At 37.4% G+C, this 25,871-nt stretch carries 42 protein-coding genes; 2 read left to right on the forward strand and 40 right to left on the reverse strand.

Annotation, left to right across the window (positions count from 1 at the left end):
* The 40 genes from EAI80_RS00580 to EAI80_RS00765 form a co-directional block, all read right to left on the reverse strand.
* A complete protein-coding gene (locus tag EAI80_RS00580) occupies window positions 1-3,051 on the reverse strand; it encodes a tape measure protein (protein WP_129980532.1) in 3,051 nt (1,016 codons plus the stop codon).
* Window positions 2,972-3,310 carry a hypothetical protein gene (locus EAI80_RS00585; protein ID WP_129980533.1) on the reverse strand — a complete coding sequence of 113 codons (339 nt, stop codon included), beginning with the start codon at window positions 3,308-3,310 and terminating at the stop codon, window positions 2,972-2,974. Before EAI80_RS00585 ends, EAI80_RS00580 begins: the two co-directional genes overlap by 80 nt.
* A gap of 143 nt (window positions 3,311-3,453) precedes the next feature.
* Window positions 3,454-3,837 carry a DUF6096 family protein gene (locus EAI80_RS00590; RefSeq protein WP_129980534.1) on the reverse strand — a complete coding sequence of 128 codons (384 nt, stop codon included), beginning with the start codon at window positions 3,835-3,837 and terminating at the stop codon, window positions 3,454-3,456.
* A gap of 18 nt (window positions 3,838-3,855) precedes the next feature.
* Window positions 3,856-4,281: a phage tail tube protein gene (locus EAI80_RS00595; protein WP_129980535.1), complete on the reverse strand. Its 426-nt coding sequence runs from the start codon at window positions 4,279-4,281 to the stop codon at window positions 3,856-3,858.
* A 21-nt stretch (window positions 4,282-4,302) separates the two neighbouring features.
* Window positions 4,303-4,656 carry a hypothetical protein gene (locus EAI80_RS00600; RefSeq protein WP_129980536.1) on the reverse strand — a complete coding sequence of 118 codons (354 nt, stop codon included), beginning with the start codon at window positions 4,654-4,656 and terminating at the stop codon, window positions 4,303-4,305.
* A 6-nt stretch (window positions 4,657-4,662) separates the two neighbouring features.
* Complete coding sequence (locus EAI80_RS00605) at window positions 4,663-5,166, reverse strand: HK97-gp10 family putative phage morphogenesis protein (protein ID WP_129980537.1); 504 nt, start codon at window positions 5,164-5,166, stop codon at window positions 4,663-4,665.
* Complete coding sequence (locus EAI80_RS00610) at window positions 5,163-5,498, reverse strand: hypothetical protein (protein WP_129980538.1); 336 nt, start codon at window positions 5,496-5,498, stop codon at window positions 5,163-5,165. Before EAI80_RS00610 ends, EAI80_RS00605 begins: the two co-directional genes overlap by 4 nt.
* Window positions 5,495-5,818, reverse strand: coding sequence for a phage head-tail connector protein (locus EAI80_RS00615; RefSeq protein ID WP_129980539.1), 324 nt, complete (start codon window positions 5,816-5,818; stop codon window positions 5,495-5,497). The genes EAI80_RS00610 and EAI80_RS00615 overlap by 4 nt, the downstream gene beginning before the upstream one ends.
* Window positions 5,819-5,821: 3 nt before the next feature.
* A complete protein-coding gene (locus EAI80_RS00620) occupies window positions 5,822-6,082 on the reverse strand; it encodes a Rho termination factor N-terminal domain-containing protein (protein ID WP_055289266.1) in 261 nt (86 codons plus the stop codon).
* Window positions 6,082-6,999 (reverse strand): hypothetical protein, encoded by a 918-nt coding sequence (locus tag EAI80_RS00625; protein WP_129980540.1) that lies wholly within the window; start codon window positions 6,997-6,999, stop codon window positions 6,082-6,084. Before EAI80_RS00625 ends, EAI80_RS00620 begins: the two co-directional genes overlap by 1 nt.
* Window positions 7,000-7,015: 16 nt before the next feature.
* The gene (locus EAI80_RS00630; RefSeq protein ID WP_129980541.1) at window positions 7,016-7,603 is read right to left on the reverse strand and encodes a DUF4355 domain-containing protein; all 588 of its coding nucleotides are present in this window, start codon (window positions 7,601-7,603) and stop codon (window positions 7,016-7,018) included.
* 98 nt (window positions 7,604-7,701) lie between these two features.
* Window positions 7,702-7,920, reverse strand: a complete 219-nt coding sequence (locus EAI80_RS00635; protein WP_055232353.1) for a hypothetical protein — start codon at window positions 7,918-7,920, stop codon at window positions 7,702-7,704.
* A gap of 53 nt (window positions 7,921-7,973) precedes the next feature.
* Complete coding sequence (locus EAI80_RS00640; RefSeq protein ID WP_129980542.1) at window positions 7,974-8,315, reverse strand: YjcQ family protein; 342 nt, start codon at window positions 8,313-8,315, stop codon at window positions 7,974-7,976.
* Between the two features lie 48 nt (window positions 8,316-8,363).
* Entirely contained in the window at window positions 8,364-8,633 is a 270-nt protein-coding gene (locus tag EAI80_RS00645; protein WP_129980543.1) for a hypothetical protein, read from the reverse strand.
* A gap of 6 nt (window positions 8,634-8,639) precedes the next feature.
* Window positions 8,640-10,220: a minor capsid protein gene (locus EAI80_RS00650; protein WP_129980544.1), complete on the reverse strand. Its 1,581-nt coding sequence runs from the start codon at window positions 10,218-10,220 to the stop codon at window positions 8,640-8,642.
* 12 nt (window positions 10,221-10,232) lie between these two features.
* Window positions 10,233-11,687, reverse strand: a complete 1,455-nt coding sequence (locus EAI80_RS00655; protein WP_129980545.1) for a phage portal protein — start codon at window positions 11,685-11,687, stop codon at window positions 10,233-10,235.
* Between the two features lie 3 nt (window positions 11,688-11,690).
* Window positions 11,691-12,956, reverse strand: a complete 1,266-nt coding sequence (locus EAI80_RS00660; RefSeq protein ID WP_129980546.1) for a PBSX family phage terminase large subunit — start codon at window positions 12,954-12,956, stop codon at window positions 11,691-11,693.
* Window positions 12,946-13,374: a terminase small subunit gene (locus tag EAI80_RS00665; RefSeq protein ID WP_129980547.1), complete on the reverse strand. Its 429-nt coding sequence runs from the start codon at window positions 13,372-13,374 to the stop codon at window positions 12,946-12,948. The genes EAI80_RS00660 and EAI80_RS00665 overlap by 11 nt, the downstream gene beginning before the upstream one ends.
* Window positions 13,375-13,512: 138 nt before the next feature.
* Window positions 13,513-13,881, reverse strand: coding sequence for a hypothetical protein (locus tag EAI80_RS00670; protein WP_129980548.1), 369 nt, complete (start codon window positions 13,879-13,881; stop codon window positions 13,513-13,515).
* A 412-nt stretch (window positions 13,882-14,293) separates the two neighbouring features.
* Window positions 14,294-15,004: a hypothetical protein gene (locus EAI80_RS00675; protein ID WP_129980549.1), complete on the reverse strand. Its 711-nt coding sequence runs from the start codon at window positions 15,002-15,004 to the stop codon at window positions 14,294-14,296.
* A gap of 4 nt (window positions 15,005-15,008) precedes the next feature.
* Window positions 15,009-15,344: a DUF1064 domain-containing protein gene (locus EAI80_RS00680; RefSeq protein ID WP_129980550.1), complete on the reverse strand. Its 336-nt coding sequence runs from the start codon at window positions 15,342-15,344 to the stop codon at window positions 15,009-15,011.
* Complete coding sequence (ssb, locus tag EAI80_RS00685; RefSeq protein ID WP_129980551.1) at window positions 15,344-15,775, reverse strand: single-stranded DNA-binding protein; 432 nt, start codon at window positions 15,773-15,775, stop codon at window positions 15,344-15,346. The genes EAI80_RS00680 and ssb overlap by 1 nt, the downstream gene beginning before the upstream one ends.
* A gap of 28 nt (window positions 15,776-15,803) precedes the next feature.
* Window positions 15,804-15,968 (reverse strand): hypothetical protein, encoded by a 165-nt coding sequence (locus EAI80_RS13260; RefSeq protein ID WP_161220246.1) that lies wholly within the window; start codon window positions 15,966-15,968, stop codon window positions 15,804-15,806.
* A 20-nt stretch (window positions 15,969-15,988) separates the two neighbouring features.
* Complete coding sequence (locus EAI80_RS00690) at window positions 15,989-16,219, reverse strand: hypothetical protein (RefSeq protein ID WP_129980552.1); 231 nt, start codon at window positions 16,217-16,219, stop codon at window positions 15,989-15,991.
* Between the two features lie 12 nt (window positions 16,220-16,231).
* Window positions 16,232-16,606 carry a hypothetical protein gene (locus EAI80_RS00695; protein ID WP_129980553.1) on the reverse strand — a complete coding sequence of 125 codons (375 nt, stop codon included), beginning with the start codon at window positions 16,604-16,606 and terminating at the stop codon, window positions 16,232-16,234.
* 6 nt (window positions 16,607-16,612) lie between these two features.
* Window positions 16,613-16,924 carry a hypothetical protein gene (locus tag EAI80_RS00700; protein ID WP_129980554.1) on the reverse strand — a complete coding sequence of 104 codons (312 nt, stop codon included), beginning with the start codon at window positions 16,922-16,924 and terminating at the stop codon, window positions 16,613-16,615.
* On the reverse strand, window positions 16,911-17,378 hold the full coding sequence (locus EAI80_RS00705; protein ID WP_129980555.1) for a hypothetical protein: 468 nt from the start codon (window positions 17,376-17,378) through the stop codon (window positions 16,911-16,913). The genes EAI80_RS00700 and EAI80_RS00705 overlap by 14 nt, the downstream gene beginning before the upstream one ends.
* Before the next feature lie 21 nt (window positions 17,379-17,399).
* The gene (locus EAI80_RS00710; protein ID WP_129980556.1) at window positions 17,400-17,597 is read right to left on the reverse strand and encodes a hypothetical protein; all 198 of its coding nucleotides are present in this window, start codon (window positions 17,595-17,597) and stop codon (window positions 17,400-17,402) included.
* On the reverse strand, window positions 17,584-18,030 hold the full coding sequence (locus EAI80_RS00715; protein WP_129980557.1) for a hypothetical protein: 447 nt from the start codon (window positions 18,028-18,030) through the stop codon (window positions 17,584-17,586). The genes EAI80_RS00710 and EAI80_RS00715 overlap by 14 nt, the downstream gene beginning before the upstream one ends.
* Window positions 18,030-18,746, reverse strand: coding sequence for a hypothetical protein (locus EAI80_RS00720; protein ID WP_129980558.1), 717 nt, complete (start codon window positions 18,744-18,746; stop codon window positions 18,030-18,032). The genes EAI80_RS00715 and EAI80_RS00720 overlap by 1 nt, the downstream gene beginning before the upstream one ends.
* A 23-nt stretch (window positions 18,747-18,769) precedes the next feature.
* Entirely contained in the window at window positions 18,770-19,723 is a 954-nt protein-coding gene (locus EAI80_RS00725; RefSeq protein WP_129980559.1) for a recombinase RecT, read from the reverse strand.
* Between the two features lie 2 nt (window positions 19,724-19,725).
* Window positions 19,726-20,985 (reverse strand): DUF1351 domain-containing protein, encoded by a 1,260-nt coding sequence (locus tag EAI80_RS00730; protein ID WP_129980560.1) that lies wholly within the window; start codon window positions 20,983-20,985, stop codon window positions 19,726-19,728.
* A 12-nt stretch (window positions 20,986-20,997) separates the two neighbouring features.
* Window positions 20,998-21,669, reverse strand: coding sequence for a YqaJ viral recombinase family protein (locus EAI80_RS00735; RefSeq protein WP_129980561.1), 672 nt, complete (start codon window positions 21,667-21,669; stop codon window positions 20,998-21,000).
* Window positions 21,669-22,091 (reverse strand): hypothetical protein, encoded by a 423-nt coding sequence (locus EAI80_RS00740; protein WP_129980562.1) that lies wholly within the window; start codon window positions 22,089-22,091, stop codon window positions 21,669-21,671. The genes EAI80_RS00735 and EAI80_RS00740 overlap by 1 nt, the downstream gene beginning before the upstream one ends.
* Window position 22,092: 1 nt before the next feature.
* Window positions 22,093-22,317, reverse strand: a complete 225-nt coding sequence (locus EAI80_RS00745; RefSeq protein ID WP_129980563.1) for a hypothetical protein — start codon at window positions 22,315-22,317, stop codon at window positions 22,093-22,095.
* Complete coding sequence (locus EAI80_RS00750; RefSeq protein ID WP_129980564.1) at window positions 22,307-22,624, reverse strand: hypothetical protein; 318 nt, start codon at window positions 22,622-22,624, stop codon at window positions 22,307-22,309. The genes EAI80_RS00745 and EAI80_RS00750 overlap by 11 nt, the downstream gene beginning before the upstream one ends.
* A gap of 2 nt (window positions 22,625-22,626) precedes the next feature.
* Window positions 22,627-22,803: a hypothetical protein gene (locus EAI80_RS13265; protein ID WP_161220247.1), complete on the reverse strand. Its 177-nt coding sequence runs from the start codon at window positions 22,801-22,803 to the stop codon at window positions 22,627-22,629.
* A gap of 255 nt (window positions 22,804-23,058) precedes the next feature.
* Window positions 23,059-23,343 carry a hypothetical protein gene (locus tag EAI80_RS00755; RefSeq protein ID WP_129980565.1) on the reverse strand — a complete coding sequence of 95 codons (285 nt, stop codon included), beginning with the start codon at window positions 23,341-23,343 and terminating at the stop codon, window positions 23,059-23,061.
* On the reverse strand, window positions 23,336-24,091 hold the full coding sequence (locus tag EAI80_RS00760; RefSeq protein ID WP_129980566.1) for a phage antirepressor: 756 nt from the start codon (window positions 24,089-24,091) through the stop codon (window positions 23,336-23,338). The genes EAI80_RS00755 and EAI80_RS00760 overlap by 8 nt, the downstream gene beginning before the upstream one ends.
* Window positions 24,092-24,122: 31 nt before the next feature.
* Window positions 24,123-24,338 (reverse strand): helix-turn-helix domain-containing protein, encoded by a 216-nt coding sequence (locus EAI80_RS00765; protein WP_129980567.1) that lies wholly within the window; start codon window positions 24,336-24,338, stop codon window positions 24,123-24,125.
* 146 nt (window positions 24,339-24,484) lie between these two features.
* Here EAI80_RS00765 and EAI80_RS00770 point away from each other — a divergent pair, with 146 nt between their 5' ends.
* Together EAI80_RS00770 and EAI80_RS00775 are read left to right on the forward strand one after the other, a co-directional pair.
* Window positions 24,485-25,120, forward strand: a complete 636-nt coding sequence (locus tag EAI80_RS00770; RefSeq protein ID WP_161220248.1) for a LexA family transcriptional regulator — start codon at window positions 24,485-24,487, stop codon at window positions 25,118-25,120.
* Window positions 25,121-25,144: 24 nt separating this feature from the next.
* Complete coding sequence (locus EAI80_RS00775; RefSeq protein ID WP_129980569.1) at window positions 25,145-25,681, forward strand: type II toxin-antitoxin system PemK/MazF family toxin; 537 nt, start codon at window positions 25,145-25,147, stop codon at window positions 25,679-25,681.
* Window positions 25,682-25,871 lie beyond the last annotated feature (190 nt).

Below are 25,871 nucleotides of genomic sequence, written 5' to 3' on the forward strand. Positions count from 1 at the left end.
CTAATAGTCAAATACAGGCTTGCCTGTGCGTGCTTCATAATCCTTGATATTGTCAATCACCATCTTTGTGATTACTCTACCGTCATCAAGTACTAATTTAATGACATAGGTAGCGCCTGTGCCGTCATTCTGAGGAAGTGATAATCTTTCTGAAATCTTTTCAGCAATCATATCAAGTCCCTGTGTGTTTCTCTGTAATGGTATTACTGCTTCTGTTCCTGCTTCACCAATATTGGCAATAGTGGATGCACTTACGATACCACCTTTTGCGAGTCTAGGAATCCTAGGAATTGAGAATCCTTTTCCACCGACTCCAGGAACCCAGTCAGGAATCTTTATCTTGCCGATACCGCTTAAGAATTTATTGATTCCATCAATCATGAAATTCAATGGAGCCTTGAAGATGTGGCTTAATCCAGAAACAATACTTTCAAATATCTGTCTGACACCAAACCATGCTCTTCTCCAGTTGCCTGAGAATACACCACTGATAAAGCTAGTAAGACCCAAGAAAACAACTTCCAATGAATTAATGATAGGGCCCACGTAGTCTCTGAATGCCTTGACGGCATTCTTAACCGTTTCAAACACATTCTTCCATTTGAAACCGAAAGTTCCTTCCATCCATTCACCTAGATTACGGAAGAATTCTCTGATATTGTTGACTCTTTCGCATATTGTTTTGTCTGCGCGTTCAATAATTCCCCTAATTGCAGCAAATACCATATCAAATACACCTCTCAATAGTGTTAAGGCCAATTCGAATACAGGTCCTAGAATATCAAGAATCGTACTGAATATAGGTGTGGCGAACTTTAGAAAATCACTTAATAATCCCATTATGCTCTGGAATACATTCTCCCATGCGTTCCACAACGGTTTGAGAACAGTTTCCACAAAATCCATGATGATTTTACCAACTGTATCAATGATAGGTGCAACAATATTCATAAACACCTTCTGAACAATAGTAGCAATATTTCCTAGAATGCTTACTATGTCATCTCTGAAGCTCTTACTCTTCTGCCATAAATCTACCACTGTAGCAATGACTGCCCCAATGATGATATTTACAGGATTCACAGCCATTACAATAGATGCGAATATCTGTGGAAGAATTCCGAACGCACCGCTCAATGCAGTTGCAAGCGATGCCCAACCTGAAAACACTCCCACTGCAAGCTGTATCTGTGTGATAACAGTACCAAGAATTCCAGCAAGAGTAGAAAATAATGATAATCCCGCAATAACTGAAAGTATGCCAAGAATACGACCTACATTATCTGCTATGAAAGAGAATAACCCATCAATGATAATAAGAACCACATCCACTGCACCTAATACAGCAGTCCAGTCAATCGCTTTAGTAACATCTCTCACAATTTTCAGAATCTCATTGATGATCTTCAATATAGAGTTAAATATATTCCATAAATGCTGGATGATTGAATCACCTAGGCCTGCAGTGTTCCATGCATCGGCCAGTCCTTGAGAGATATTGCCAATTATCTTGAAGATGTTAGTGAATATCTTCAATATCAGTTCAACAGTCTTTGCGCCCGTGCCGTTTTCCCACACTGTATACATTGACTTGCCGATTTCCATAAGAAGATTCTTGACACCATTAAATGCATATACTGCAGCTGCAATCATCGGCGCACCAAACTTATCCCATGACTGCTTTAATGGCTGGAAGAATTCCGCAACCTTCTTCTTGATTTCCTCTAACTGCTTGTCTACTTCTTCGAGTGGTGCAGTCATACTTCCAGTATCAAACGCATCAGCACCTATGCTTCCTATATCACCAATGCCACCGGTACCACCAGCACCGCCCGAACCACCTGAGCCACCTGAAGACGGATCACTTGAACCATTGCTTGAATTGATGTTATTGATTGCATCGAATCCAGCAAGAGCTCCTTTCAATTCCTTCTTGAGTTTAGAAGCATTACCTGCTGCCTTTTTTAATCCTCTTCCTGTTCCGCTTGCGCCTTTAGAAAGCTTCTGCGAACTATTGGAAGCATCGTTCATATTCTTTGCAAGAGCCCCTGTGTTTCCTGCTGCCTTCTTAGCATTGTTTGACACTCCACCAAAAGAAGAACTCAACTTCTTTGACTTGCCGCCAAACAGTGCCGTCAGATACCCAACGGCGACCATAACAACTTTAGTGAATGCAACAACATATGGGACGCATGAGTTAATTGCCTTTGCAATATTAGTAAAGAATCCAGCAATATTAGACTGCCCGATTGTATTCATTACTTCGGACATACATCTAACAATAGCTGTTCTCATATTAGCGATTGATGTAGAAATTCCACCTGTCGCATTTCTTGCCTGTTCCTCAAATGACTGATAGCCGTTAATGCCCTGAGTGTTTAACTGCATAAGAGTATTCATGAACTGGTCCATAGATACAGTTCCGTTTCTTAATGCCTCGCCTAATGCTGAAGCATTGACAAAACCCATGGCCTCAGCCACCTGTTTCATCTGTGCAGGCATTGCAGTCATCGCTGAACGCCATTCAAACATATCAGGTTTACCCTTAGCATATGACTGTGACAACTGTTCTAAGGCTGATTTCTGTATCTCAGAACTTGCACCGCCGGCTAGAATAGCATTATTTAGTGCAAGGAACATATCTGTTGATCTAGAGATGTTACTGTTCACTGATGTGAATCTCTGTACTGCGCCTGATGCATCATCTAGGGTTGTTGGGAGCCCAATAAGCTTATTGCTTAGTTTCTGTACAGATGCATTCGCTTGAACGCTCCCAACACCTAGATTTGACATCACACGGCTATAGTTGCTAAGAGTATCAACTCTCTTGATTGCAGCATCAACATTCCCTAATATCGTTGATTTAATCAGAGAAGCAATACCAAGACCCGCCACAATATTGCGGATACTCTTGAATGAATTGCCAATTGAGCCTGTGACCTTATCAACATGATTCTTTAGGCCGGTGACTTCATTCTTCACGCTGTTCAGTTCTGATTTCGCTGATTTCGTCTGTGCAGATATTACTATCTGCAGTTCCTCTACCGTCATTCTGCATCACCGCCTTTCTTTTTCTTAGTGCTTTATTATGTCTTCTACTGAAGGCAATACGAGAAGATCTAGCGCTTGCAATCTCTTTTCTTTCCTTCTCTTTTTCAAACTCTTTCTTATCCTCTTCAAAAAGTGAAGGATAGAAGTCCCACAATTGTGCAGGAGTGAATGAATCATCCTTGCCGTTAAGGACAGCAGAAATACAATCCCTTATCTGAAGAGCCTGTATCTGAAGAGATATCGCTTCCTGTCGCACCATTTCTTTTTTCTTTCTTTCATGCGCTGAAATAATATCGTATAGCTCATCTAACGAATAATTCCAAAATGAAAAGGGGTCTACTCCAGCATCAAGCGCTGGATCATAGACCGCCTTGTATATGTAATCTGTAATCAGGATATCTTCTAGAGATTCTTCTTGGCTTCCGCCATTTCCTTTTCCATTTTCGTTTCGAGAGCCCCAGAGAAAAAACCCGATACCTGGAACAATGGAATAAGAACATCACTAAGGAACTCTGTCTGTGAGCCACCTTCATCGATGTATCTATCAAACATATCATTCACATCGCTTCTGTCGATGTTGCTGTTGAATTTCTGAAGACCTCCATGTGTGATGTCCAGCATAGTGCATAATGGTGTCATGCCTGTTTCTGTATTAAGAAGGTTGATAAGACTTCCACCATACATCTGTTCTAGTCTAGAGATTTCTCCTGTTGTCAGTTTTAATTTGTATTCTTCTTCACCGATTTTCCAAATAATGAACGGTTTTCTTTTTGCTTTTTCTACCATTTATCTATATCTTCCTTTCTATGCTGCTGCTTCTGCTGGATCAGTAATAGTGAGTTCAGACTGTAATGCGATTGCAACAGTAAATTCAATAGCATCATTGACACCACCGCCCGCTCTTTTAACAGTGACCTGTCCTGAGAATGTAGTTGTAGTGCCGTCCTTCAATGTTTCCTTGAACATTGCGGTAGCCCCTGTTTTTTCTAGTTCCCTCATTAATCTGTATGAAGATGTTGCTTTGCTGTTGTCATACTTGAATGTATATTCAAGGTCTCCAGGGTCTCCGATACCAAACTCATAGACCTTAACTGTATCATCAAGTGAAGAGTTTTCAACTTTTTCTTTTTCAATACCCATGTCAGGAATCTTCTTCAACCCTGGAAGGTCAGTGAAAGTAGTTCCCTTGTTTGTCTTGTCATAAGATAATTTAGCGCCATTTGCTAGCATTATATAATTCCTCCTTATCAGTTACATACCGTGATAGATGTAATCACTATCATAAAATGCTTCATAACTCATTTTCTTGTGTCTAAGTCCTGATGCATCATCAATATCTCTGCATGATACTCTCTTTAGCCCCATTGCTGATAATGCCTTATCAACTTTCAAGGCTGTACCCGATGTACTCTTAGTATCCCAGATTTCGATTCTGTAAAGGACATGTGATGTCTGCTCCTTGTCATCCGTCCATTCTGCCACGCTGTTATCTTCCTCAACATACTGAACTGCTGGAAGCTTTGCCCAGTCCTTAGGATAGATATCAGTGACTTCAAGGCCTTCATCTGTCAGAGCCTTATATACTTTATCTTTAATGTTGATCATATGCTTTTAATCCTTTTCAATTAACTGGCTGATTACTATACCAGCATCTTTTACTGCTTTCTTTTCAGTCTTCTTTGCTCCCTGGTACATGAATGGCTGTGCAGGCTGTCCATCCGACCTGTAATATCTCTTTCCATCAACCTCGATAACTACCCAATGATAGTTATTTATTGCTTCTTCTGATAACTTCTCTTCAGGAATCCACCAAGGTTCCATAGTATAAGAAGGATGTACATATGGAGATATTCCAGCATGATCTGCTGCACCTTTTCGACCTGTTCCGAATTCAACATATTGAGCATATGCCTTATTTGTATAAACATATCCCTTGTCGCCTTCAACTCTTGTCTTAATGGAATTTCTTAATTCACCATTATTTACAGGACATTCAAGAACGCAACCACTTCTGATTGTTTCCGCAGCCTTTCCAAGAACCTGTTCTGGATTCTCAAGAACGGCATCTATAGCACGAAGCTTTCTAAATAATTCATTAGCACCATTGAGGCTCATTTAATAATCTTCTCCAGTTCATAGAGATAGTGTCTGTTATATTCCTTCATGCTGATGATCCTATAATCCGGTTCATCGATTGACTGATTATAGACATTCACGCCCCACTTTTCAGTGGGTCTGAAATCATCATCCTTATTCTTAGGAATAATCATATTAAGAATGTAGTTCAGTCTCTCCCCATACATTTCAGCCTGTAACTTACCGGATGCAGGCCATATCTCAAGAAGCATTGATTTTCTCTTGATCCACTTTTCAGTGGTGACACCTTCACCATCTTTTTCAATGACAGGCTCATATACAGGATAGTTCTTAAGCGCTGAAAGTCTCATTGATTCCCCTCCGGCTTCTTTTCGTGCACGATTCCTCCTGCACGAATAAGTCTTAAGTTGTTGAGAGTTGAGAGAATATCTTCATAAGTGGAAGACTGAAAAGTAGATGTGATGCCACCTTCTGAATGTGATGATTCTCCGACCATGCCCTCTCTGAAGTACATGGCACATGCTAGATCAGCCACACAGAAATCCATTGCAGTGATGTATACAGTGCGGTTCGTATGTGCAAGAGCACGCTGTTTTGCCATTTCAACATAGATTTTTGCACGCTCCTGACTCGTTCCTGTTCTTTCAGCAACAATCTCAACTAGATCCATAGATTACTCCTCCTGCATCTTAGTGAGAACTGCGACCAGTTCCTTTTTAACAAGACTAGAATATCCGCTAACGCCCTTTTCCTTTGCAATAGTCTTTAACTGGTCAACAGTCATATCGTTGAGGTCCGTCACTTCATTGTTTTCTACAGGAGTATCTTCATCATTCTTCTTGTCTTCAATGACACGATATCCCTGTTCTGTATAACGCTGAAGGTCATCCTCATGGATGGCCCTTTCAACGTTGATTCTTTTTACAATGATCATTATGCACCAGCTGAGACGTTAGCAATGATTAGGTCAAGCATGTTGTCCTTTTCCCAGCAGTCATGATATCTTCTATAGTCAATCTGCCAAGCATTTGCATCCTGGTTAGTATCAGGGTCAAATACTCTTGTCTTGTCCTGTTTAGTAACACCGATAACACTATTGATTGGCGCCATTAAGAAGTTTACATCCTTAGCAGTTTCACCTTTTGTATATCCACCTGCGTCTTTTGTTGCTCCAGCATCAACCTTGATAGCTGAATACATTCTGTTCTTTGGTGTAGGAATGAATGTGATTTCATCAAGCTTATAGATGTCTAATGTGATATTTCCAATAGTTAATTTACCTGATGTAAGGTTGCTGTTTACCATCTTTTCCTTTAATAATCTTAAAGTATCATATGTAATATGACAGATGATATCGCCCTGATATCCCTTATCACGGATAGTATCCGCTGCCTTTTCTAATTCAGAAAGAATATTCTGTTCAGTCAATACAGTTGTTAGGATGTTGGCTGATTTCTTCGTTGTAACATCAGAAACAACCTTAGAAATACGGTAAGCATCTACTTCAGGGGCAACATGTAAACGCTGGAATTCTCCCATGACAGTGCCAGCAGAAGCCACAAAGTTAGTTTCGTTTACATCCATTGCATCAAGAAGGAACTTTCTTCCACGGTCCTGTGTCATCCTGAATGTTTCATATTCAAGAGTAACAGCACCCTGTTTATATCCTTCATCTCTGTTATAGTCTCCTAAGCCCACTAATGACATCTTAGGGATTTTTACCTCTGCACCACCGTCATACTTAATCTGTCCGGCATTGGCATCCATCCATGATGTAAGAGTGAGATGCTCCATCTGTTTATCTAGTTCAGTCTGAAAAATAGTTGAATACTGTAATGTGTTAATTGCCATGTTCTATACCTCTTTTCTAAAATTTAAGTGCATTTGCGAATGCCTTTCTTGCATTCTCTTCTTCAGCAGTCAATACATTGTTTTTTGCCTTGTCTAAAGGTGCTTTCCCTTTTAATCGGTCATCAACAGACTGCTGAACCGCTCCCTTGAATGCTTTAGAGAGTCTTTTGACAGATTCATTTACGGAATCAGCATCAGTGTAGTCAATGAAGTCAGCCATGCCTGCTGGAACTCCTGCAGCATTAAGCTGTTCCTTGGCAACTGCAGTCAGTTCTCTACGAGTAATTGCTGCTTCTCTATTGTCAAGTTCTTCTTTTCTCTTGTCTTCCTCATACTGCTTCTTTTCATCATCTGTCATCTTTTGAAGCCTTTCGGCTTCCGTATGATCCTTATCCCACTTCTTTCTTGCACGGGCAAGTCTCTTCTGGACGATTCTGTCCACATCGTCTTCTGTGAGGGTTGTTACTTTGGCTTTACCATCTTCAGGTTCACCTGACTGCGCATTATCGGGATTCCCTTCATCGCCTGTATCTTCTTCCCCCTCTTCCCCTTCTTCCGCAAAAAGCTGAAGGTTCAAAGGCATCATATTCTTAATATATTCCATAACTTAATTCCTCCGTTTATAGTCCGTATGACTGTTATATCCATGCACCTTTTAATGTCATATGCACGTTATGGACAAACAGAAAAAAAAGAAGAACATCAACCGCTCTTCTGTCTGCTTCTGTATTTCATCAATGCTTTAGGTTTTCTTTCCTTGGGAGGCGGACAGTACTCTTCATATGTCTCGTGTGAGAGTTTTCCGCATATCATGCACATATATGTCACCTTCTTAACAATGACGTGCCTACGGCTGTCAAAATGACTTTTACAGTCATACTCAAAGTACTGGTGATGATGTGGTTTCAATCCTTCAGCCATATGGTTCTCCTTTCTTGAAATTGAGCAAAATAAAAACCGACTAGATAGTCGGCTTATACGAACGGTAATATATCTTTCAAGTCTTTCATAAATCGCTTGGCTTTTTCAATAGTTGAATTATCAGTAAGGTATTCTATTCCTTTTGGTGTAATCTCACATTTATCAAGGTTATATATTTCTACGTTTTCGTCTATATCCTGGTCAATTACTATCCCACTGATATATCCCTCATTCAACAGATTCACAATGACATAAGTCCAGTACTTTCTGTTGATCTGCAGATATTTACTATCATGTCTTATGAGTGATGCATCAATATCCTTCCCATGCTTTAGCTGCATATACAGGTAGGATAGAATCTGATAAACAATTACATGATAATCATCTCTTGCCATATATTCCAAGTCCTTTCACATTGTCTTTTTATCAACTAAAGGATTTAACTAATCATCCATAGCATAAAACAGTCTATCGCCTAATTCTTCAGTTGCATACCCTAGTTCATTAGGTTCTTCATTATCATCAAATCCATATTCAAGATTCTTGTCTAATACGTAATTACGAATCTGATTAATCTCTTCATTATTTAGTTCTCTATTCGCATTAACATATTCAATAACACATTCTTTTGAATAACCATCTTCCGGGTTCCAATCTTTCATAAGAAGCAGCTTTTTCAATAATTTCACATCTTCATCCAATAATTTGTACATCACAATTCACTCTCTTTTCTTAGGGTTTGTTTGAATTAAATTTCCAGTATCAGGGTTAAGTGTAACTTCTACGTTTTCACCTATATACTTTCTGCTTATACGTTTCCCATTTTCTTTTTCGATTATTTTTTCTGGGTCAGTTAATGCAGAAATAACATCCTCTATTTCAACACCTTCACGTTTCTTATTCTTTTGAGGGCCTTCTTTTTCGGTTGTCCCTAATACTCTTTCGATAAAATGGTCACTTTGCGATTTTATTACAACTCCATCCTTAGTTGTACGCCCAACAATTTCATCTTGTATGATTTTACGATACTTCTTATAGTCTTCAAATGTTGAAAATGCTGATAATTTTCCTGAGCTACGCGATCTCTTGTATTTTTGTAATAGTAACCAATTCTCTTTATCATTATACTTCAAATTTTGAAATTCTGATAGTGATAAAGGTATATTTTGCTTACCCAACAAATCGAGGTATTTTATTTGCTGTTTCCTGTCACTAGAACGATTCTCAACTAATTTCTCAGCAGTGTTAATTGCATCTGCACCATGCTTTTCAACCATTCTCTTATGCCACTCTTTATAAGTCTCATCCGCTGGAACTTTCATCCTTTCACCTGTAACAGGGTCCCTTGCAAATCTTTCTAGATTATGCATAGTTTCATCGTCAAGATTCATAATAGTAGTAGAACGGCACCATGGGTGCATTGGAGGGGCGTTTACGCCTATCATCTTATCATTCACCCTGTATACACTTCCGTCTCTCTCACGGCAAATTTGAGACGTTCTAAGGTCTAGTGTTGCAACAAATCTATACTCCTCTATGCCGTAATCCTTGTAAGCCTGGAAGTGCGCCTCATTGTGAATGTATGATGATTCGGTTCTTACAAGTCTTCTAGCTTTATTTCTACCTGATAGGAACTGTTCGTTGATTGAGTCGGTCATTTCCTTCTCTGTCTTTCCTGTAAGTGCTCCTATCATGAGCTCCTCTTTTAGTGCATCGGCCACCTTCTGAGTATTGTTCCATACTCTTTCGGAATAGTTCTGACCTGACCATTTCTTTTTCAGAATGGTTTCAAGAGCGCCTTCATCAATAGGGCCTGTCTGAAGATCTAGACCGCTCATTCTTGCAGCTTCATATACTGCATGGTGATAACTGCTTTCATAGACCTTTCGCATTGTCTTCCCTATTGCATCTCTTTCCTTGGATGCAAGGGTATTAATCAGCTTATTAATTGAATTGTTAATATCATCAAGCCTCTTCATACGGTTCTTGTATGCTGGGGCTTCCAATTCTGCTAGCACCTCTCTTTTTTGGGCGCCTGTCTTATTCTTGTATACCTCAAGCAGTTTTTCGAAATTTCTGCTGTCAGCCTCTGAAAGAAGATTAATTGCCTCGTCTCTTGTCAGATGATGCTTTGAAGCGAATCTATTGAATATTCCCTCAATCTGTTTGGCAGTGTAGATTGCAGCCTTGCTATAGATTACGCTCAACTCTTTGGCGCAGTCCTCAGCCAACTGCATATCCTTGTACATGTTCCTTGCTTCTCGCATCTCCCAGTACTTTATGTTTTTGATGTTAGTCATAACAGAGCACTATTATTCCTTGTCTTTGTCATCATCATTATTACCATCTTCCTTGTGATCATCTGTTTCTTCTTCATCTTCTGGAGGAGTATTCTGATTTTCGGTATCAAATAACTGCTTCTGTGTTTCAAGTGCTTCCTGTTTTTCTTTTTTGACTTCTTTCATTTCATCATCGACGTTTGAAACAAAGTCAAGGAGTGCAAGAAGTGTCTTAGTTGATACAACACCTTTAAGATTCGCAATAATCTGTGATAATTCAAGACGGTTCTGTGGTAATCCTCTTGTAAATACAGGCTCAATCATTGACTGATCAGCAGCAATTGCCTTTAGATTGAGGTAAGTACAGAACATTCTTATACGCTTCTTAAGCCCTTTCTTGTAATATCTCTCTTTTGTCTTGGTGAGAGTCTCAAGTGCTAGAAGCTTATATTGAATGGCAATGCCTGAACTGTTGCCAGCAAAGTTTTCATCTGTCAGATTAGGAACATGAGAAAGTGAATAGATATCTTCCTTTATTGAGCGCTTGAGTGTTTCCACAGCATTCTCGTCAAATGTTCTAGTCAGATATTCAGAGCGTGCATCACTAGGAAGTTCCATAACACCATTCTTACGGATAGCCTGGAGCGCTTTTGTTTCTTCTTCATCGTCATCACCTAAAAGAGCACCATAGACAACAAGTACTGCGTCAATGAACTGCTCCTTATCGTTGATTCTGTCAGAGCATAATGTATTGTATGCGTCAATTAGAGAAATCTGCTGTTCATAGTCTCCAATGCAGTCCATGTTGTTTCTATACTCAATGATAGGGTCCTCACCTAAGAAATGTGGATAAGGCTCACCTAGTTCTGAAAACTCGCCTTTTTCGAATTCCTCATTGCAAGTGATTCCGATTCTTGTGACATAGTTCTCAGTTGTTACTGTTGCGATGATATTGAACCTGTCAGTAGAATCATCTTTTTCAATCGAATAATAAACGCTGAATAGTTCATGCTGTTCAATTGAAGCATCGAAAACTTTGAATGTTGACAATGGGTCAAGTGTCTTGGTCATCAGCTTGCTTTCATGCTCACATAAGTAAACATACTCATAAGCGACACCAGCACGTGACATATTGATGGCATTGCATGAATCTGTATCATCTGTTTCAGCATCAACAAAAGCACCTGTCAGCTTGTCAATATTGCCGTCTTCTGTATTCTTCTTGAATGTGATAGGGTTTGAAAGAAAATAGCCCGTTGCTGTATCTGATATATCTTTAGCATGGTTTACCATGATCTTATTGTTCGGCTGGTTCTTGAACTTCTTTTTCCTGTTCATGATGGCATGCTTACCAAAGTAATAGCCAACATTCTTCAATATCTCAGGAGCACGAATACTATAATGCTTGCTAATGAGACGAAGGATCATGCTTCTGTCTATGTTTGTCTCGTCGAATTCTTCTCGTGGAATCGTGAAAGTATAATACATCTTTTAAAATCTCCTCTTTCCTGCTCTTGCCTTTTTCATAAGGATTTCATTTTCTATAGCATATCTAACCGCATCTATAGTGTGGTTGTTTCTGTCGGGGAACTCCCCTCTAAGGTTGCCGTCTCTATCCATTTCAATTTCATAGTCATTGAATTCACGTGCAGCATTGGGGCATCTAACAGGATCTATAATTATCTTGTCTAAGTCCTGAAGGAACTTTATTCCATTGTCCACACTGTCAGCGCCTTTCTTTGCACCGATGATATTGAGACCTAATAACTTGAATTCATTAATAGTTCTTGGTTCAGCTGAATCAGCAGTGACTAGCTTATTGAGTGGGTTGATCTCTTTTATGAGTTTCACGGCCTTGGCATTTGATAGTCTAGTTCCATATACTTCACCAAAAATAAAAAGACGCCTGCGCGTCTTGTCATAGTTTGCTTTGACATATGCCAATGGGTCACCAGCATAACCAAAGTCCAATCCGTTTTTTAATCTATCGAATACCTGTATTTCCTCGTCGGTTATCTCACGTATATCAAGGTTTGTAAAAACCTCACCGCCTGTACCAGTAACTTCACCTAAATAATCATGACAGTATTTTTCAGGCTTAACTTTTTTCATATGTTCAGCTTCAATTAAAAACTGTTCTCCAAGCCATTCTTTCGGTGCTTGAAGATAAGTAGTGTGAGAGACATATGTATCATCCCTTTTTACTAAAACTTCTTTGTTGCACCAATTTCTTTGGCTTTCAGGAGGGTTAAAAGAGTAGAACACACAATATTCAGGACCACCACGAAGCAAAGACTGATTGATATTGGTGATCTTGTCATGACTTTCAAACTCATCACATTCTTCAAACCAAACATATTTTATATAACCTACAAACACCTTTGTTGATTTCAACTTTTTAGGATTGTCAGCACCTTTAAATATGATGACTTGTCCTGTTGGCTTGTAAGTCATCTGCAGTTTTGAGTCAGGCATCTCCCATTCATTTTCAACTTTCATCATGTAAATAGCCCATTTGATTTGTTCATATACTGAACCTCTCAATGTATCTTTTACACGTCTGATAACAACTGCATTGCTCATCAGTCCCTTTTGTGCATCCCTCATGATGCCTAAAGGAATTTCAGTACCAATGAATGAAGACTTCAATGATCCACGGCCACCTTTTAACCAATAGTGCGTGTAATCATTGTTTTTGATATGCTTATGAACATCATAGAAAGCAGGACCAATAATGGACTTTAAACTAACTTTCATCTATATCATCCACGATTACTGTCTTGCCGTTCGATGTAACATCTACATTTTCCGTAAACATACCAAAACGCTTGCCTAATAATTCAGCAGCTTTAAGCCTTTCTTTCTCGTCCGGAGGCTTCTGTATGACCTTCTGCATACCGTTACCGTTCATGATCATTACATAAGACTCTGATTTAGCGCGCATAACAGATGTTAAATACTCAACTATTTCTTGAATATCTGCGGTGTTCTCATTATGGATTTCTTCCATCTTTTCAGAGATATACTTTTGTATCTCTTCTTTTTTTAAAAGCTTAGAGGCAAGAGGTGCTGCACTTATGGCACTTTTACAATTATCATATACTGCTAAATATGCTCTTGTAGCATTAGTATCTTTTAGATACTCATCACAAAATAGTTTCTGCTTTTCTGTCATAGTCGCACCCCTTTCTCATCAAGTAATAAAAAAAGAGGCTTTATTATGCCTCTCTGCTTAATTTGCCTCTTTTTACCATTATATAACATTTAAATGCGCAATGTTGCGCCGTTTAACGTTTATAACCGTGTATTCACGTTAAGATAAAATAACAATCATCTTTTCAATTGCATCATGTATATACTTCTCTGCTGTTCTCTGCGATACATGCAGCATGTCAGCAGTATCATAGATACTCATTAGTTCGATGTATCGATAAAAGAGTACATCCCTATGATTGATATCATCTAGTTTATCTATATTTTGACGTATGAGAGCCATTTCTTCTAAACACTTATCCTTCATCAATATATAGTCATTCTGTGTCTTGGGCTCACTGTATGAACCTGTTGGACTGTCTCTATATGAGATTGCTTTAACGTTTATTAACTTATTCTGTAGATAGTCTGCTTTGTCTTTTAGATTCCTATATGATTTTAAATATGTTCTGACTTCTTCGGCTGTCATACGTTACCTCCTGATTACTCAAAAATAAAAAATAAATAAATCACTATCACCAGTACAAATAAAATAAAAAACAAAAATTAACCTCCTTTCTGGAGAAGAAGAAAACAGTCCTTTACTCTTCCTATTGGTTTTCAATTTGTGTCTTCTCTTCTCCCAGCAACATCATAACTTTATAGTTGGATAGCAAAATTAGCGCTTCATACTCTTATTCTTTGCGAAAGAAGGTGAATGAGATGGAAGCAAAGCCATGACACTGCTGTTGTTTGTTGGTTTTAGAATAGAAAAATATGTTAGGGCATCGAATCCATGAGAGGATCTTGCTTTTAGAAAAGAATCTATTAAGTATGAGGGGTCCTAATAAATTTTCTTGATAGTATATAAAATCTAATAAAGAACTCAATGCCCTGCTTGATTATCTGATGAATTCTGATTGAATGAATCTAGCTAGTTCCAGATATTCGTCATAGTCAGTTTTTTTGGTAGATATATCATCTAAAGAAATAATCATATTTCTATTATTTCGTGTTCTTGTTGCAATGATAACTCTATCTGCTTCGTAATTAACACCGTCATACCAGAAGTCTCCATTGTCTTTTTTGCCTTTGAAGTTCTTCAGATATTCCATACGCTGCTCTGCTAACTCCAACGAAAGAAAATATTCATCGAATACCAAAGTTGTTGGCGATTTCTTAGTATAGAACGCAATTCTGTAAGGATATGATTCTTTTGCATGCTTTTTTAGTTCAAATCTAACTCTTTCTAGATTGATAACAGAAAAATTATTTCTCATGTGTTCTTTTTCTTCTTCCGCTTCTTGATGCTTGAATACTTTGAACACTTCTACGAAGTTACATTTTAATTTATTTGGTTTTCTTTCTATCTGTGGTTTTGGCCTTGGTTTAAGTTTAATTGTTGGTTCAATATCTTTAATAACTCCATCGAACCACTTAATCTTTAGGTGAAGATCATATTTATTTGAATTGTATATCTTACCATTTTTTGAATGGATTCTAAGAGTATCGTTTGAGATTCCAAAGAACTTCTTCATTTTATTACTGCTCCCACATGCTAAAAAGCTGCCATCATCTGCATTGTATGCATAATAAGAACCAGTTCTTATCATTTTTCTATGTCTCCTTTATCGTTGTTTTGAACTTATATTCAAAAATCTTTTTCTTAATCTTATATACTTCTGTTTTTCTGCCTTTGACATCTTCCACAACTTTAACGTTATTGATGTAATAGACGAAGTCAGCAATATACTCCATCTTTCTTCTTTTTCTCTTTTTGCCATCAATCTCAATTTCAAAAGGAGGGATTAACTCAAAAGGTACCTGTAATTGTAGATTATGAATTAATCCGTCTTTTTCCATCTGCTTTAATTCCAAATAGCGTTTTGCTTCCTTCTTGGAATCGAATGTAAAGCCGTCAACTGTAGTCTTTCTTGAGTTGTACTTGCTCATTAGAATTGGATATCCTCTTCATCCATGATTAAGCCTTCATCCTCAAACTGCTGAATTGGTTCATTATGCAGATAACTATTGGTTTGCGCTTGTGATGCAGTGGCTGTATTACTATCCCTCTTTGTATTAATAAACTGTACAGAGTCAGCAATTACCTCAGTAACATATACCTTCTGACCTTGATTGTTCTCATAGTTTCTTGTCTGAATGCGACCATCAACAGAAACGAGGGAACCTTTAGAGCAATAGCGCTCTGTGTTTTCTGCAATCTTCCCCCAGCACACACAATTAATGAAGTCAGCCTCCTGATCATCGCTCTTGAAGTTTCTTTCTACTGCTAGATTGAAAGAAGTGACTGCCTTTCCACTCCCTGTTCTTCTTAGTTCAGGGTCTCTTGTAAGTCTTCCGACTAATAAAGCACGATTAAGCATTAATAGTGTTCCTCCTTGTCATTTATTGTCATAAGTTATTATTCTCCTTATCTTCTTCGATGCCATTCACAATCATTGACACGATAACGAAAACTGCAATAGCAATCACTGATATTGCAATAAGAATACCAATAATCAGCATGAGAATAGCAAACACACAAAATACATTTCCTAATACCTGCAATAAAAACATCTATTTCATTCCTTTCTTAACTATTCTAAAAAATATTTACTAAATTCATCATCAGTGAATGTAATCATCGTAGGATCTACTCGTTGGATATTTCCTTTTCTATCTTCGATTAGAGCGAATACATGACTAATCTGTCCTCCTAGATGTCCACCAATAGCGACAGAAGGACCAATAACATTCGAAAACTGTTCGAGGCAGTGAAATAGATAATTTTCATTTTTATATCTGCATGTTCTATAAATATTTGGCATAATCATCCTCTCCTATCTGATAAATAAGTAAATCATTAACGCTAGTGTAGCAACATATGCTGCTGCGAGAATAAAGAAATCTCTGTTAGCCTTTTTACAGTTTTTAACAAGTTTATTATTCAAATTCTGAAGATCATATATCTTTTTTGAGTCCCCATTGTAAATATTCAACAGAGTTTGGTTTGCCTTGAAAAGGCTCTTGCACTTTCTTTTAAGTGTGTTGTTTTCTTTTTTTAAATCTTGGCATGCTTCTTCTAGTTCTCTATATTCTTCGTTTGCATCTTCCAACTCTTCTTCTAAGCAATGCTTTTCACTTTCTAGTTCTTCAATCTGACTTTGTAATTCTGTAATCTGTTCCTGGTGTAATTCCATTGAAATAGTGTTCATGTTATTTTACTGTTCTCCTTTCGCTTCTAAGTCTTCAATGTAATCATCATTTTTATGCGCAGTTAAATATCGCAATAATTCTGTATCGGAAGTATTAGGACTATAATATAGATCATCAGGATAAAAGAACTTAGTAAACTGCGTATACCATCCACTTTTTTTAAAATATTTATTAAAACCCATCACTTGAATTTTTCTGACATATAGTTTAGGTGTTAATTTTAAAGTCAGCATTTTAATATCAGGTGTTAAATACTCAACTTCCCAGTTCTTCTCATTTCTTAAGAATGAGGTTCTCTCTTCTTTATTCTTCAGCATCATTGACCACCTCACAATTCTCTAAAATATCCTTGATTGCTATTGGTTCTTCATCTTCCTGTTTTATAAATTTGAATAAGTTGTCGAATAACGCTATAGAACAGTATGAACTTTCAGGAACCCAACAATTTTCGCGTTTTATCGGTGCGTCTTTAAAGATAAATAAATGATTTATCTTATCTCTTACAATGTATTTATGACCTTTCTTTTCAGACCATTTTAAAAACTCATATTCCAATTTACTTAATTTGGCAGTCTCTTTATATTCAGAGAGCATCCATTTCATACGCGAAAAACTGCAACCGCAATCCTCTTCTTCATCAAAAATACAGTCTTCACAGTTAAGACCATCACAGCTTCTTGCAATATTTTGTCCATCTTTTCTAACCGCAAAATAATAGCCTCCTTCTGTAAGATCTAGTATTACTTTCTTATTCTTTTCCGCATTTAGCATATTAATCTACCTCCAAAATAATTAATCTTCTTTCAACCACTCTTTAATGCTCTGCTTATTCTTAAGGCAGCATAATGAGCACGAAAATGATTTGACTTCAAGATTGAACTCTTCGCATGATCTATCGCCAAAATAATCACTAGATATACCTAAACAACTAATCAGCGAGTTATTCAATACTGCATCTAGTTTCTTTTCATCCACTTCAATCATTGCCATCAAGAACACCTCTAACCTTCTCTAACTTTTCTGTTAGCTCTCTATTTTCACATTCTGCATTGTCTAGATCATATTCGAGGTTGGCGAATATGTTTTCCAAATCAGTGCAGTATCTTTCTAATGCTTCGGCATATTCTTTATAATTTACTAACGATTTACCTTTTGTGTCTAAAAAAAGGCTAAAATCTCTTTCTTTAGGTCTCTTAACCTCTCTAATGCTTAACTTCTTAGTTGGCTTCTTAATCCAATTTAAGAAGTTCTCTTTTGAATAGAATGGACAGTTGCTTTTGCAATTGCTAGCGGTACAAGGAACATTGATTTTATTTTCTTCTAGTACTTCATTAAAATTGTCACAAATACAATTGCCTTCGACTTCCGTTTCACCAATGAATTTAGCGACTGCTTCTAACTTCCTATCATTCACAATTGTCATTATAAATCCCCTCCTAGTTCTTCCGTTAATCGTCTTAATTCTTCTTTATCCTCTTCAGTTACTCTTTTTTTAAGTTTCTTTTTCTTCTGGTACCATTTCTTTTCTTTTGCTACTGCTAAAGCAAAGTTCTTTAGATTGGTTATTTTCTCAAGTCCATAGAGTTTACATGTTTCTATTACTTCATCGGCAACTTCTTCAAAGTCATTTTCAATAAGAAAAGATTTTAAATCAGACAAGTCAGAGTCACTGACAGACAGTCTTCTTTTATTCTTTATTTCTTTTATTCTTTTATTCTTATTACGTCCTACCTCTTGTCCTACCTCTTGTCCTACCTCTTGTCCTACCTCTTGTCCTACCTCTTGTCCTACCTCTTGTCCTATTTTTAGGACACTTGGTGAGACACGGTTCTGATATTTATCCCAGTTCTCAACTGTTATAAGAGTGCCTTTTCTAGATATATCTAATTTGATTTTTCCGCACTCTTCTAAGAGATGAAGATATTTAGTAATAGTGTTTTTTGCCATCCCGCATCTTTCTGATACCTGTCTTAGAGACAAGATACATTGTCCTCTTTTAATAAGCTGGCCATGATGATAGTAATCAACAGGATTGGCATGAAGAAGGATGTCAATCCAAAGGTGTAGCATTTTTGAATCATGATAGACTTCGTCGTAGTCCATCATGTATAACTTGATCCATCTTCTTTTTTCATCCATCTTTCATGTCTTCCTTTCTTTAATTAGAACTGTTCATAATCATAACCATCATCGAAGTCACCGAATTCAGCATCGCCGAAATCAGTATTGACTCCAGCATCTTCAAGAACCTTGTCAGATTCTTCATGTGGCTGTAGTGCTTTAGGCGCTGAACTTTCATTTGCGATTGCTTTAGGTGCTTCTTCCTGTGGTTCTTCCTCGTTTACAAATGTAACAGGAGCATCAACATACTCTTTTGTACCATCACTATTGATTACCGCCATATCAGCATCAATAGCATTCTGCAGATCAATTGACATGATACCCCACTTACTGATCAGCTGACGTAGCATAGTCTTGTATGCCATTCCGTCAAAATCTTTAGACCAGAATGTCCAGTTAGTGCCTTTTCTTTTGTCTGCTGCATATCCTTGAGAATACTTAAGCGCATGTGCTTCCATCTTCTCTTTTGACCAGTACATTGTTTTTCTAAAGCCGTTTGTATATTCAAACATTGCATAATAGCCGACTGTCTTAGCGTTCTCTCTTACAAGTTCATCATCAATTAATCTGACTTCAATCTCTTCATTAAGAGGGTCGTAACGGATTAATTCACCTTCCTTAATTGAAATAACATTTAACTTTCTATACTGTCCACTTCTGATGGCTAGCTGAATGTAGCCTTTATAACCTAATTGGAACTGTGCAACTGTTCCTCTCTTAGTCTTGTAAGGTACAAAGTAGTACTGTCCTAACTGAGGAGAAGGCGATAAGTTGAGCGCTTCGCCAAGGAATGCAGCAGTAATGATACTATTAGGCTCACACTCCTGAAGCTTTGGATCATTGACAACTGTAGAAGTAATAGAAGCGATGAAACGTGTTCCATTCTTACCGCCAACAACATCATTGATTTTTCTCTGTACTGCTGGGCTTGCGATAAAAGTACTGAATTTTGCTTTGTTTGTTGTGTCTTTTCTTAAACTGTTTTTAACTGTCATTTTTATTTACCTTCTTTCTTTCTAGGGAATCTTAAATCATAATCGAAACAACCATCATATTTTGCTTTGAGGTAGTCTAGAGATGTTTTCAACTCATTTAGTGCTGCTTTTGTTCCTACGATTTTACCAACCAACATCTTTAGCTCTTTTTCTTCTGAAGAAACATTCACAGGCTTTTCCTGCTGCTTAACTTCTTCCTTCTTTGCTTCTTCTTTCTTCTGATGTTCCTGTTCATCTCGTCTATTGATGATTTCTCTAAATCTTCTTTCTAGGAGTGGCTTAATGTCTTCAAAAGAGCCGTCTCTTAACTTATCTTTATAGACACTTACATCAATCATCTCTTGATCAACATCAGTTTCTTTACATCTAGCCTCTAAATAGATGTCTAAAGACTCACAGCGCTGCATATATGATTTATATGTTTCTTTAGTTCTTTCGCATTCCTGTTTGATTGCATCTACTAATGCTTTGGTTGGTTTCTTGCTGTTGATAAACTTCTTTAATGAACTCCAGCGTGGATCAATAGAGAAAACCTTAGTTGCACAGTATCCATCAAAGTCATCTCTATGCACATAATAATTAAGAGCCTCATTACAGAGTTTTCTTACAACCATTTCATTCTCTGCTACTTCCTTATCTGTAAATTCCTTAATATCACTAGATAATGAACTAATAGAAGCATCAAACATCTTAAGAACTTCTTTCATATCGTTCTCGAAGTCTGTGTAGACTTTCATCGCTTCTTTTTTGACTGCCTTTTTGCTTTCATTGACATTGTCTTTTTCTTTCTTCAGTTTAGAAACAACATCAGATAACTCTTTATAGTTGTCTGCAGTCACTACAATGCCGTCATAGCGCTTCAAATAAGACTTTACAGCCTCTTTGAAGTGTTTTACGTTACATCCTTCAATCTGCGCTGGAATGACCTTCACAACGCTTAAACTAGGCATTTCAGCCACTTCATTGACATCGGCATCAATAGGCTGTGTATCTTCTTCTTCAATGATTGCATCCCTGAACTTCACCTGTTCGTATCTGATGTCAATCTGCTTGTCAGCGAATACTTCACCATTGTCATTAACTGCAGTGAGTGCTGTAATTGCTCCAAAAGGCCATGCTAGTTCAGTTACTGGCTTTCCATCTGCAATCTTCTTGTGATCATCAGCAAGCATGACCTTGAGAATCTCAAAATCAATCTTGTCTGTTTCGATTCCGATGTGACCGCCATATAAGCGGTCTTTGATTTCTTCCTTAAATCTCATTCTTTTTCTCCTTTAAATAAAATTTGGTTCAATATCTTCCACGATGTGCTTTTTCCAGAAGGCTTCTTCATCTGCTTCTAGCTGCATTAAATCCAAAAGCACCTCGCTTCTTTCAATTCTTCTAATAATTGTCTTGGTTTCATCGCACCACGGCATCATAGCAATAGCGAATAAGACAACGAATTCAGCGCCTGTCACATTCATATAGTGCAAGCACTGACAGTAATATGTCTGAGGCATTGAATCATCGCCCCACTCTTCTTGGAAGTACTGCCACTTGTTAATGGTTGTTGACTTAATTTCTAAAATCCCTGTTGATCCATCTTCCTTTCGAATAAGAGCGCCGTCCAAGTTGGCTCGCATCCATTCCTTATCTTTCCTGGATAAGGAGTAATCCTTTGTATCAATGACTTCATAGTCATCACCATAGAGTGCCTCAAACAGGTTGAACATTACAGGCTCTAGGCGGTTCCCCATCTCAATAGCGTGATTTGAAACCTGAGGTCTTTTTTGTCTGCCTGTCTTGTCTTCCCAAAGTTCGTGTAAAGTTGTGTAACGGTTGACACCTTCAATTATGCCGGCATCTGAACCGCCAATCCCCTTCCTTCTCTGAGAGAGCCACCCTTCTTTTGTCTTGGGAATCTCTTCATAAATGCAATCGAATAGATTTTTGAATTCAATCATTAATCAATACCTAAGCGCACCTTTGTGCATTCAAAGCATTCTGGAGAATGAACATATGCATACAGGTATCTTCTTCTTACTTTGCCTTCAACAGCATCGATTGCATCTACTTCTTCTTTTGAAATCTTTTTGACATCTGAATGACTAATGTTTTTTACAACGAATTCATATGCTTCTGATACTTTCATGCCTGTCACATCGATGATTCGAGTTACCGTGTGAGCAGTATCATCAAGATAGATGATTCTGACCCTTGTGGAGTTATCCATGTACTGGTGTACTTGGATGTTATATAGATCATCGCCTGTTACTTCATCATAGATTTTTCTGCGTTCAAGCATATCGTCATACATGAATCTATTCAGTCTACGAGCTAATTCCTCATATGGAGGAAGAGGCTTGTATATATCCCATTTCCACATATTACATAGCCTCTAAAGCATTAATAACATCTTTAATGAGAGCCATGCCACTGTCCCCAGTAACATCAATGAACACTTCTTCATTACCTTCATAAAGTCTGACAGTGACCTCTTCATTGCCGTTCTTATCCTTGTGGTAAAGCATTTCAGCGATTTCATCTCGCCACTTTCTAGTTCTAGTGAGAGTCTCAAAAAGGCTCTCTAGAATATCTTTCTTATTCTCCATCTACGTAATCCCCTTCAAACAATCTGTCTAGCGCTTCTAAGATATCGGAGATTGTATTTACATCTCCTAATGGTCCAAATGCCTCAATTGCATCATCTGGACTTTCATACACCTTATTTATAATTCTATTGAATTCCTTTTTTTCTCCTTCAGCGTCAAACCCATTAGTGAAGCGTCCTTCTTTGGCAGCTTTAACGATGTAAGCAAATAGCAAGAGGTACTGCCATGTGTTTCCTGTTCCTGTTACTTCACAGTTCCCGTTTTTAATCTCAAGGTGTAGGAATGGTGTTTCTACGTGTTTGATCATGATTATTTATCCCCCTTTAATCCGATATATTCCAAAAATAAGATGTTTAATCCTAATGAGAAAGCACTTAAGACATGTGCGGCTGTACTATCCCAATTTGTGCCTGTACTAATCATTGAAATAACCATGCCTAAAACAAACAAATTAATTGTGATTAATAAGATTCTTTTACTATTCATAATTTCCTCTTTCTGTGCTATAATTAGCACTGTCTGATTTTTATCAATCTTTTCCAAGATTGAGTGGGAGCACACGATGTCTGTCGTGTGTTCTTTTTTTTGTGCTCATAAGCACTTAGCGCCAGGAGACCGTATACAGTAGGTATGTATAGTCAATGGAATTACCCAAAAAGAGAAATGTTAAATTATGTATTGCAGTTCATTCTACGAATTATTATTTGTCTCCTAGCCTTAGGTGCCTACGAGCAACTAAAGCTATTTATTCAATTGTTTTTCTTTTAGAATCATCTCATGTTCAATATTCGCATTTTTGATGATCCTTTTTTCATCAATCCCAAGATAATCGATAACCAGTTTCATCGGCAAATGTCTACTGTCATGAAGTCTTTTACCAGACTTAAGTACTTTCTCGGTCATCTCTTTCTTAAGTCTAGAAGCCTTTGCTTCACTGCAACTTGCTAAAATCATGATGTCATTTCTATCAGCCCACTGTTTCTTAATCACATCAAACATTTGCAAGTTCGAAGCCTGTTTACACATTTTTCTCACACTCCTTTGCTAAGAATTTATTGATGAAATACTGCTGACCCTTGCCAGTAACCTTAGGCGTCTTAGTAGTAATATTTACTCCTGAGCCGTTGACGTAAGAGCCTTCCTTGATTTCAAATAGACCGAGATCCATAGCCTTCTGTGTAGGCATGTTGTAATCAGTGCCCTGGCGCTTGATCAGATAGCCTTTTTCTCTGAGCCATGCAAATAAACGCTTCTGACCCATGTCAATGCCATTCTGCTTTAAGATTTTAGCAAGTTCACCAACAAGGATAGATGTATGGCTAGTGGCTACTGCATCAGCGAATAATGCTTTAGGTTTCATTTCCTCAATCTGCTTGTCTTTAGCAGCTAAGACATTCTGCGCTTCAATCAGCGCTTTAGCCATTAATTCTGAGCCACTCAACTCTTTCACTTGGTACTGCCCTGTTTTTCTTAATGTTGGCAAAACTTCACTTGTTACCCAGCGCTTGAATTTCTTGGCACTTGGTAATTTGCTTGAGAGGACTAAGCTGTATAGACCAGATTCGTTGATGATATACATTTCACGGCTTTGACCTGAGTCGGCGAATCGCCTTGTCAGCTTATCTTCTCCATCAACATGTTTTTTTAAAGCGTCTGAGGTATCTTTATACCCAAGAATCTTTGCCACATCTTTGCCAACAAACCAAGGCTCACTGTTAATTAAAAGACTCCTTACTTCATGATTTTCAAAATTAAATAATTGTACTTCGTTCATTTTTGTTTCTCCTTTCTCTATGTAGTTGCATTTAGTTCAACTTTTCGGTTAAAAAAATTTCGTCCCTTTGTCTTTTGGTTAATTTCAATGCGTAACTAAGTCCGACAATTTCAGAGGCAGTGAACTCACCAATTCCATTCAGACGATTATACAATGTTTCTCTTGCTATTCCGCCTTTTTTAGCAATGGCAGTCATAGTCATTCCACTGTCATCTATTGCTTTTTTTAATTTAACTATATCCGTCATTTTGTTTCTCCTTTCTTAAGTTGCATTTCTTTCAACCTACTTCAACTATACATCACAGTTGCATGTGTGTCAACCTTTTCAACAAAAATGTTGAATAATTTTACAACATGGGATATTATATAATTAAAGAAAGGAGGTACATATTAATGCTTGAACTATACAAAAATATTAAGAGAAGAAGGCAACAATTGAAGATGACTCAAACTGACCTTGCTTTAAAAATGGGGTATGCAGATAAGAGCATGATTGCAAAAATAGAAAAGGGTAATGTTGACCTTCCACAGTCTAAAATTTTGGCTTTTGCCAATGCTTTAGAAACAACTCCTGGCGAGTTAATGGGATGGGATTACGAGACAGAAGCAACTGAAACAGTAGATAACATCTATAAACTAGACAAAATAAAACTACCTTTTCTTGGAAAGGTAGCATGTGGTGAGCCTATCTTTGCGGATGAAGACAGAGAAAGCTATATAATGGTCGGCACTGATATTGGTGCTGATTTCTGTCTACAGTGCCAGGGCGACAGTATGATAAATGCAAGGATCCATGACGGTGATATTGTCTTTGTGAAGAAAACTGACATAGTAGAGAACGGAGAGATTGCTGTAGTAATCATAGATGATGAGGCTACACTAAAAAGATTCTTCTATTATCGTGAACAGAATTTAGTTATTCTAAAGCCTGAGAATCCAAAGTATCAGGATATAATCCTTACTGGAGAGCAGTTGAATCAAGTTAGGGTTATCGGAAGAGCCGTCGCTTTCCAAAGTGATGTAATATAAATTGATAGGAGGATTATAAATTATATGCAAGAAAAGAAAATGAAATATCAAAGATACAAACGTGGACAGATTGTATTGATTGACTTTAGTCCTTCTATGGGTAGTGAATTACGTGGCAAACATTTTGCAATTGTAATAACAAAGAAAGACTCCCCTAATAATGGTGTCTTGACTGTCATACCACTAAGTTCCAAAGAAAAACCTTACTATTTAGATATAGGAAATTTTGTTTCGAAACAGGTTTATCCGCAATTATTAAATATTACTAGAGAATTATATACAGCATTAGCAAATTTGGATTCATCTGATGCAAATGAATACAACGTTGAAGACGTTCAAAAAGTCATCAATAATGTTAATGAATTTAAAAAAGTCGCAAACATATACATTAACAAGAATAAAAAATCATTTGCATTGGTACAAAATATTACAACAGTAAGTAAAATAAGAATAAAAAAACCTGTAAATCATTATGATCCAATCAAAAATTTGATTGCTGATAGCCTAATTCTTGATTTAGTTGATAATAAAATAAAAGAATTATTCATCAATGATAAATAGCAAAGATATAATAACGAGGTTTGACAATAGCCGCTTTGTGTGATAACATCTAATTGAACAAGAGCTATACGCTATTGTTATTTACACAACGGCCTAGCGCCATTGAAGGAATCTCGTTAGAGGTTCCTTTTCTTTTTACAAAAAAAGCACCCTAGCGCCAACTAGGATGCGGATAATGTGATGCTCCAAC

The organism is Catenibacterium sp. co_0103 (genome assembly GCF_004168205.1).
Lineage (GTDB): Bacteria > Bacillota_I > Bacilli_A > Erysipelotrichales > Coprobacillaceae > Catenibacterium > Catenibacterium mitsuoka_A.

Bases quoted from the DNA above. Each gene is read 5' to 3' on its own strand.
- EAI80_RS00580 (WP_129980532.1), bottom strand. From the start codon at position 3,051: ATGACGGTAGAGGAACTGCAGATAGTAATATCTGCACAGACGAAATCA.
- EAI80_RS00585 (WP_129980533.1), bottom strand. From the start codon at position 3,310: ATGGTGCGACAGGAAGCGATATCTCTTCAGATACAGGCTCTTCAGATA.
- EAI80_RS00590 (WP_129980534.1), bottom strand. From the start codon at position 3,837: ATGGTAGAAAAAGCAAAAAGAAAACCGTTCATTATTTGGAAAATCGGT.
- EAI80_RS00595 (WP_129980535.1), bottom strand. From the start codon at position 4,281: ATGCTAGCAAATGGCGCTAAATTATCTTATGACAAGACAAACAAGGGA.
- EAI80_RS00600 (WP_129980536.1), bottom strand. From the start codon at position 4,656: ATGATCAACATTAAAGATAAAGTATATAAGGCTCTGACAGATGAAGGC.
- EAI80_RS00605 (WP_129980537.1), bottom strand. From the start codon at position 5,166: ATGAGCCTCAATGGTGCTAATGAATTATTTAGAAAGCTTCGTGCTATA.
- EAI80_RS00610 (WP_129980538.1), bottom strand. From the start codon at position 5,498: ATGAGACTTTCAGCGCTTAAGAACTATCCTGTATATGAGCCTGTCATT.
- EAI80_RS00615 (WP_129980539.1), bottom strand. From the start codon at position 5,818: ATGGATCTAGTTGAGATTGTTGCTGAAAGAACAGGAACGAGTCAGGAG.
- EAI80_RS00620 (WP_055289266.1), bottom strand. From the start codon at position 6,082: ATGATCATTGTAAAAAGAATCAACGTTGAAAGGGCCATCCATGAGGAT.
- EAI80_RS00625 (WP_129980540.1), bottom strand. From the start codon at position 6,999: ATGGCAATTAACACATTACAGTATTCAACTATTTTTCAGACTGAACTA.
- EAI80_RS00630 (WP_129980541.1), bottom strand. From the start codon at position 7,603: ATGGAATATATTAAGAATATGATGCCTTTGAACCTTCAGCTTTTTGCG.
- EAI80_RS00635 (WP_055232353.1), bottom strand. From the start codon at position 7,920: ATGGCTGAAGGATTGAAACCACATCATCACCAGTACTTTGAGTATGAC.
- EAI80_RS00640 (WP_129980542.1), bottom strand. From the start codon at position 8,315: ATGGCAAGAGATGATTATCATGTAATTGTTTATCAGATTCTATCCTAC.
- EAI80_RS00645 (WP_129980543.1), bottom strand. From the start codon at position 8,633: ATGTACAAATTATTGGATGAAGATGTGAAATTATTGAAAAAGCTGCTT.
- EAI80_RS00650 (WP_129980544.1), bottom strand. From the start codon at position 10,220: ATGACTAACATCAAAAACATAAAGTACTGGGAGATGCGAGAAGCAAGG.
- EAI80_RS00655 (WP_129980545.1), bottom strand. From the start codon at position 11,687: ATGTATTATACTTTCACGATTCCACGAGAAGAATTCGACGAGACAAAC.
- EAI80_RS00660 (WP_129980546.1), bottom strand. From the start codon at position 12,956: ATGAAAGTTAGTTTAAAGTCCATTATTGGTCCTGCTTTCTATGATGTT.
- EAI80_RS00665 (WP_129980547.1), bottom strand. From the start codon at position 13,374: ATGACAGAAAAGCAGAAACTATTTTGTGATGAGTATCTAAAAGATACT.
- EAI80_RS00670 (WP_129980548.1), bottom strand. From the start codon at position 13,881: ATGACAGCCGAAGAAGTCAGAACATATTTAAAATCATATAGGAATCTA.
- EAI80_RS00675 (WP_129980549.1), bottom strand. From the start codon at position 15,004: ATGATAAGAACTGGTTCTTATTATGCATACAATGCAGATGATGGCAGC.
- EAI80_RS00680 (WP_129980550.1), bottom strand. From the start codon at position 15,344: ATGAGCAAGTACAACTCAAGAAAGACTACAGTTGACGGCTTTACATTC.
- ssb (WP_129980551.1), bottom strand. From the start codon at position 15,775: ATGCTTAATCGTGCTTTATTAGTCGGAAGACTTACAAGAGACCCTGAA.
- EAI80_RS13260 (WP_161220246.1), bottom strand. From the start codon at position 15,968: ATGTTTTTATTGCAGGTATTAGGAAATGTATTTTGTGTGTTTGCTATT.
- EAI80_RS00690 (WP_129980552.1), bottom strand. From the start codon at position 16,219: ATGCCAAATATTTATAGAACATGCAGATATAAAAATGAAAATTATCTA.
- EAI80_RS00695 (WP_129980553.1), bottom strand. From the start codon at position 16,606: ATGAACACTATTTCAATGGAATTACACCAGGAACAGATTACAGAATTA.
- EAI80_RS00700 (WP_129980554.1), bottom strand. From the start codon at position 16,924: ATGCTGAAGAATAAAGAAGAGAGAACCTCATTCTTAAGAAATGAGAAG.
- EAI80_RS00705 (WP_129980555.1), bottom strand. From the start codon at position 17,378: ATGCTAAATGCGGAAAAGAATAAGAAAGTAATACTAGATCTTACAGAA.
- EAI80_RS00710 (WP_129980556.1), bottom strand. From the start codon at position 17,597: ATGGCAATGATTGAAGTGGATGAAAAGAAACTAGATGCAGTATTGAAT.
- EAI80_RS00715 (WP_129980557.1), bottom strand. From the start codon at position 18,030: ATGACAATTGTGAATGATAGGAAGTTAGAAGCAGTCGCTAAATTCATT.
- EAI80_RS00720 (WP_129980558.1), bottom strand. From the start codon at position 18,746: ATGGATGAAAAAAGAAGATGGATCAAGTTATACATGATGGACTACGAC.
- EAI80_RS00725 (WP_129980559.1), bottom strand. From the start codon at position 19,723: ATGACAGTTAAAAACAGTTTAAGAAAAGACACAACAAACAAAGCAAAA.
- EAI80_RS00730 (WP_129980560.1), bottom strand. From the start codon at position 20,985: ATGAGATTTAAGGAAGAAATCAAAGACCGCTTATATGGCGGTCACATC.
- EAI80_RS00735 (WP_129980561.1), bottom strand. From the start codon at position 21,669: ATGATTGAATTCAAAAATCTATTCGATTGCATTTATGAAGAGATTCCC.
- EAI80_RS00740 (WP_129980562.1), bottom strand. From the start codon at position 22,091: ATGTGGAAATGGGATATATACAAGCCTCTTCCTCCATATGAGGAATTA.
- EAI80_RS00745 (WP_129980563.1), bottom strand. From the start codon at position 22,317: ATGGAGAATAAGAAAGATATTCTAGAGAGCCTTTTTGAGACTCTCACT.
- EAI80_RS00750 (WP_129980564.1), bottom strand. From the start codon at position 22,624: ATGATCAAACACGTAGAAACACCATTCCTACACCTTGAGATTAAAAAC.
- EAI80_RS13265 (WP_161220247.1), bottom strand. From the start codon at position 22,803: ATGAATAGTAAAAGAATCTTATTAATCACAATTAATTTGTTTGTTTTA.
- EAI80_RS00755 (WP_129980565.1), bottom strand. From the start codon at position 23,343: ATGTGTAAACAGGCTTCGAACTTGCAAATGTTTGATGTGATTAAGAAA.
- EAI80_RS00760 (WP_129980566.1), bottom strand. From the start codon at position 24,091: ATGAACGAAGTACAATTATTTAATTTTGAAAATCATGAAGTAAGGAGT.
- EAI80_RS00765 (WP_129980567.1), bottom strand. From the start codon at position 24,338: ATGACGGATATAGTTAAATTAAAAAAAGCAATAGATGACAGTGGAATG.
- EAI80_RS00770 (WP_161220248.1), top strand. From the start codon at position 24,485: ATGCTTGAACTATACAAAAATATTAAGAGAAGAAGGCAACAATTGAAG.
- EAI80_RS00775 (WP_129980569.1), top strand. From the start codon at position 25,145: ATGCAAGAAAAGAAAATGAAATATCAAAGATACAAACGTGGACAGATT.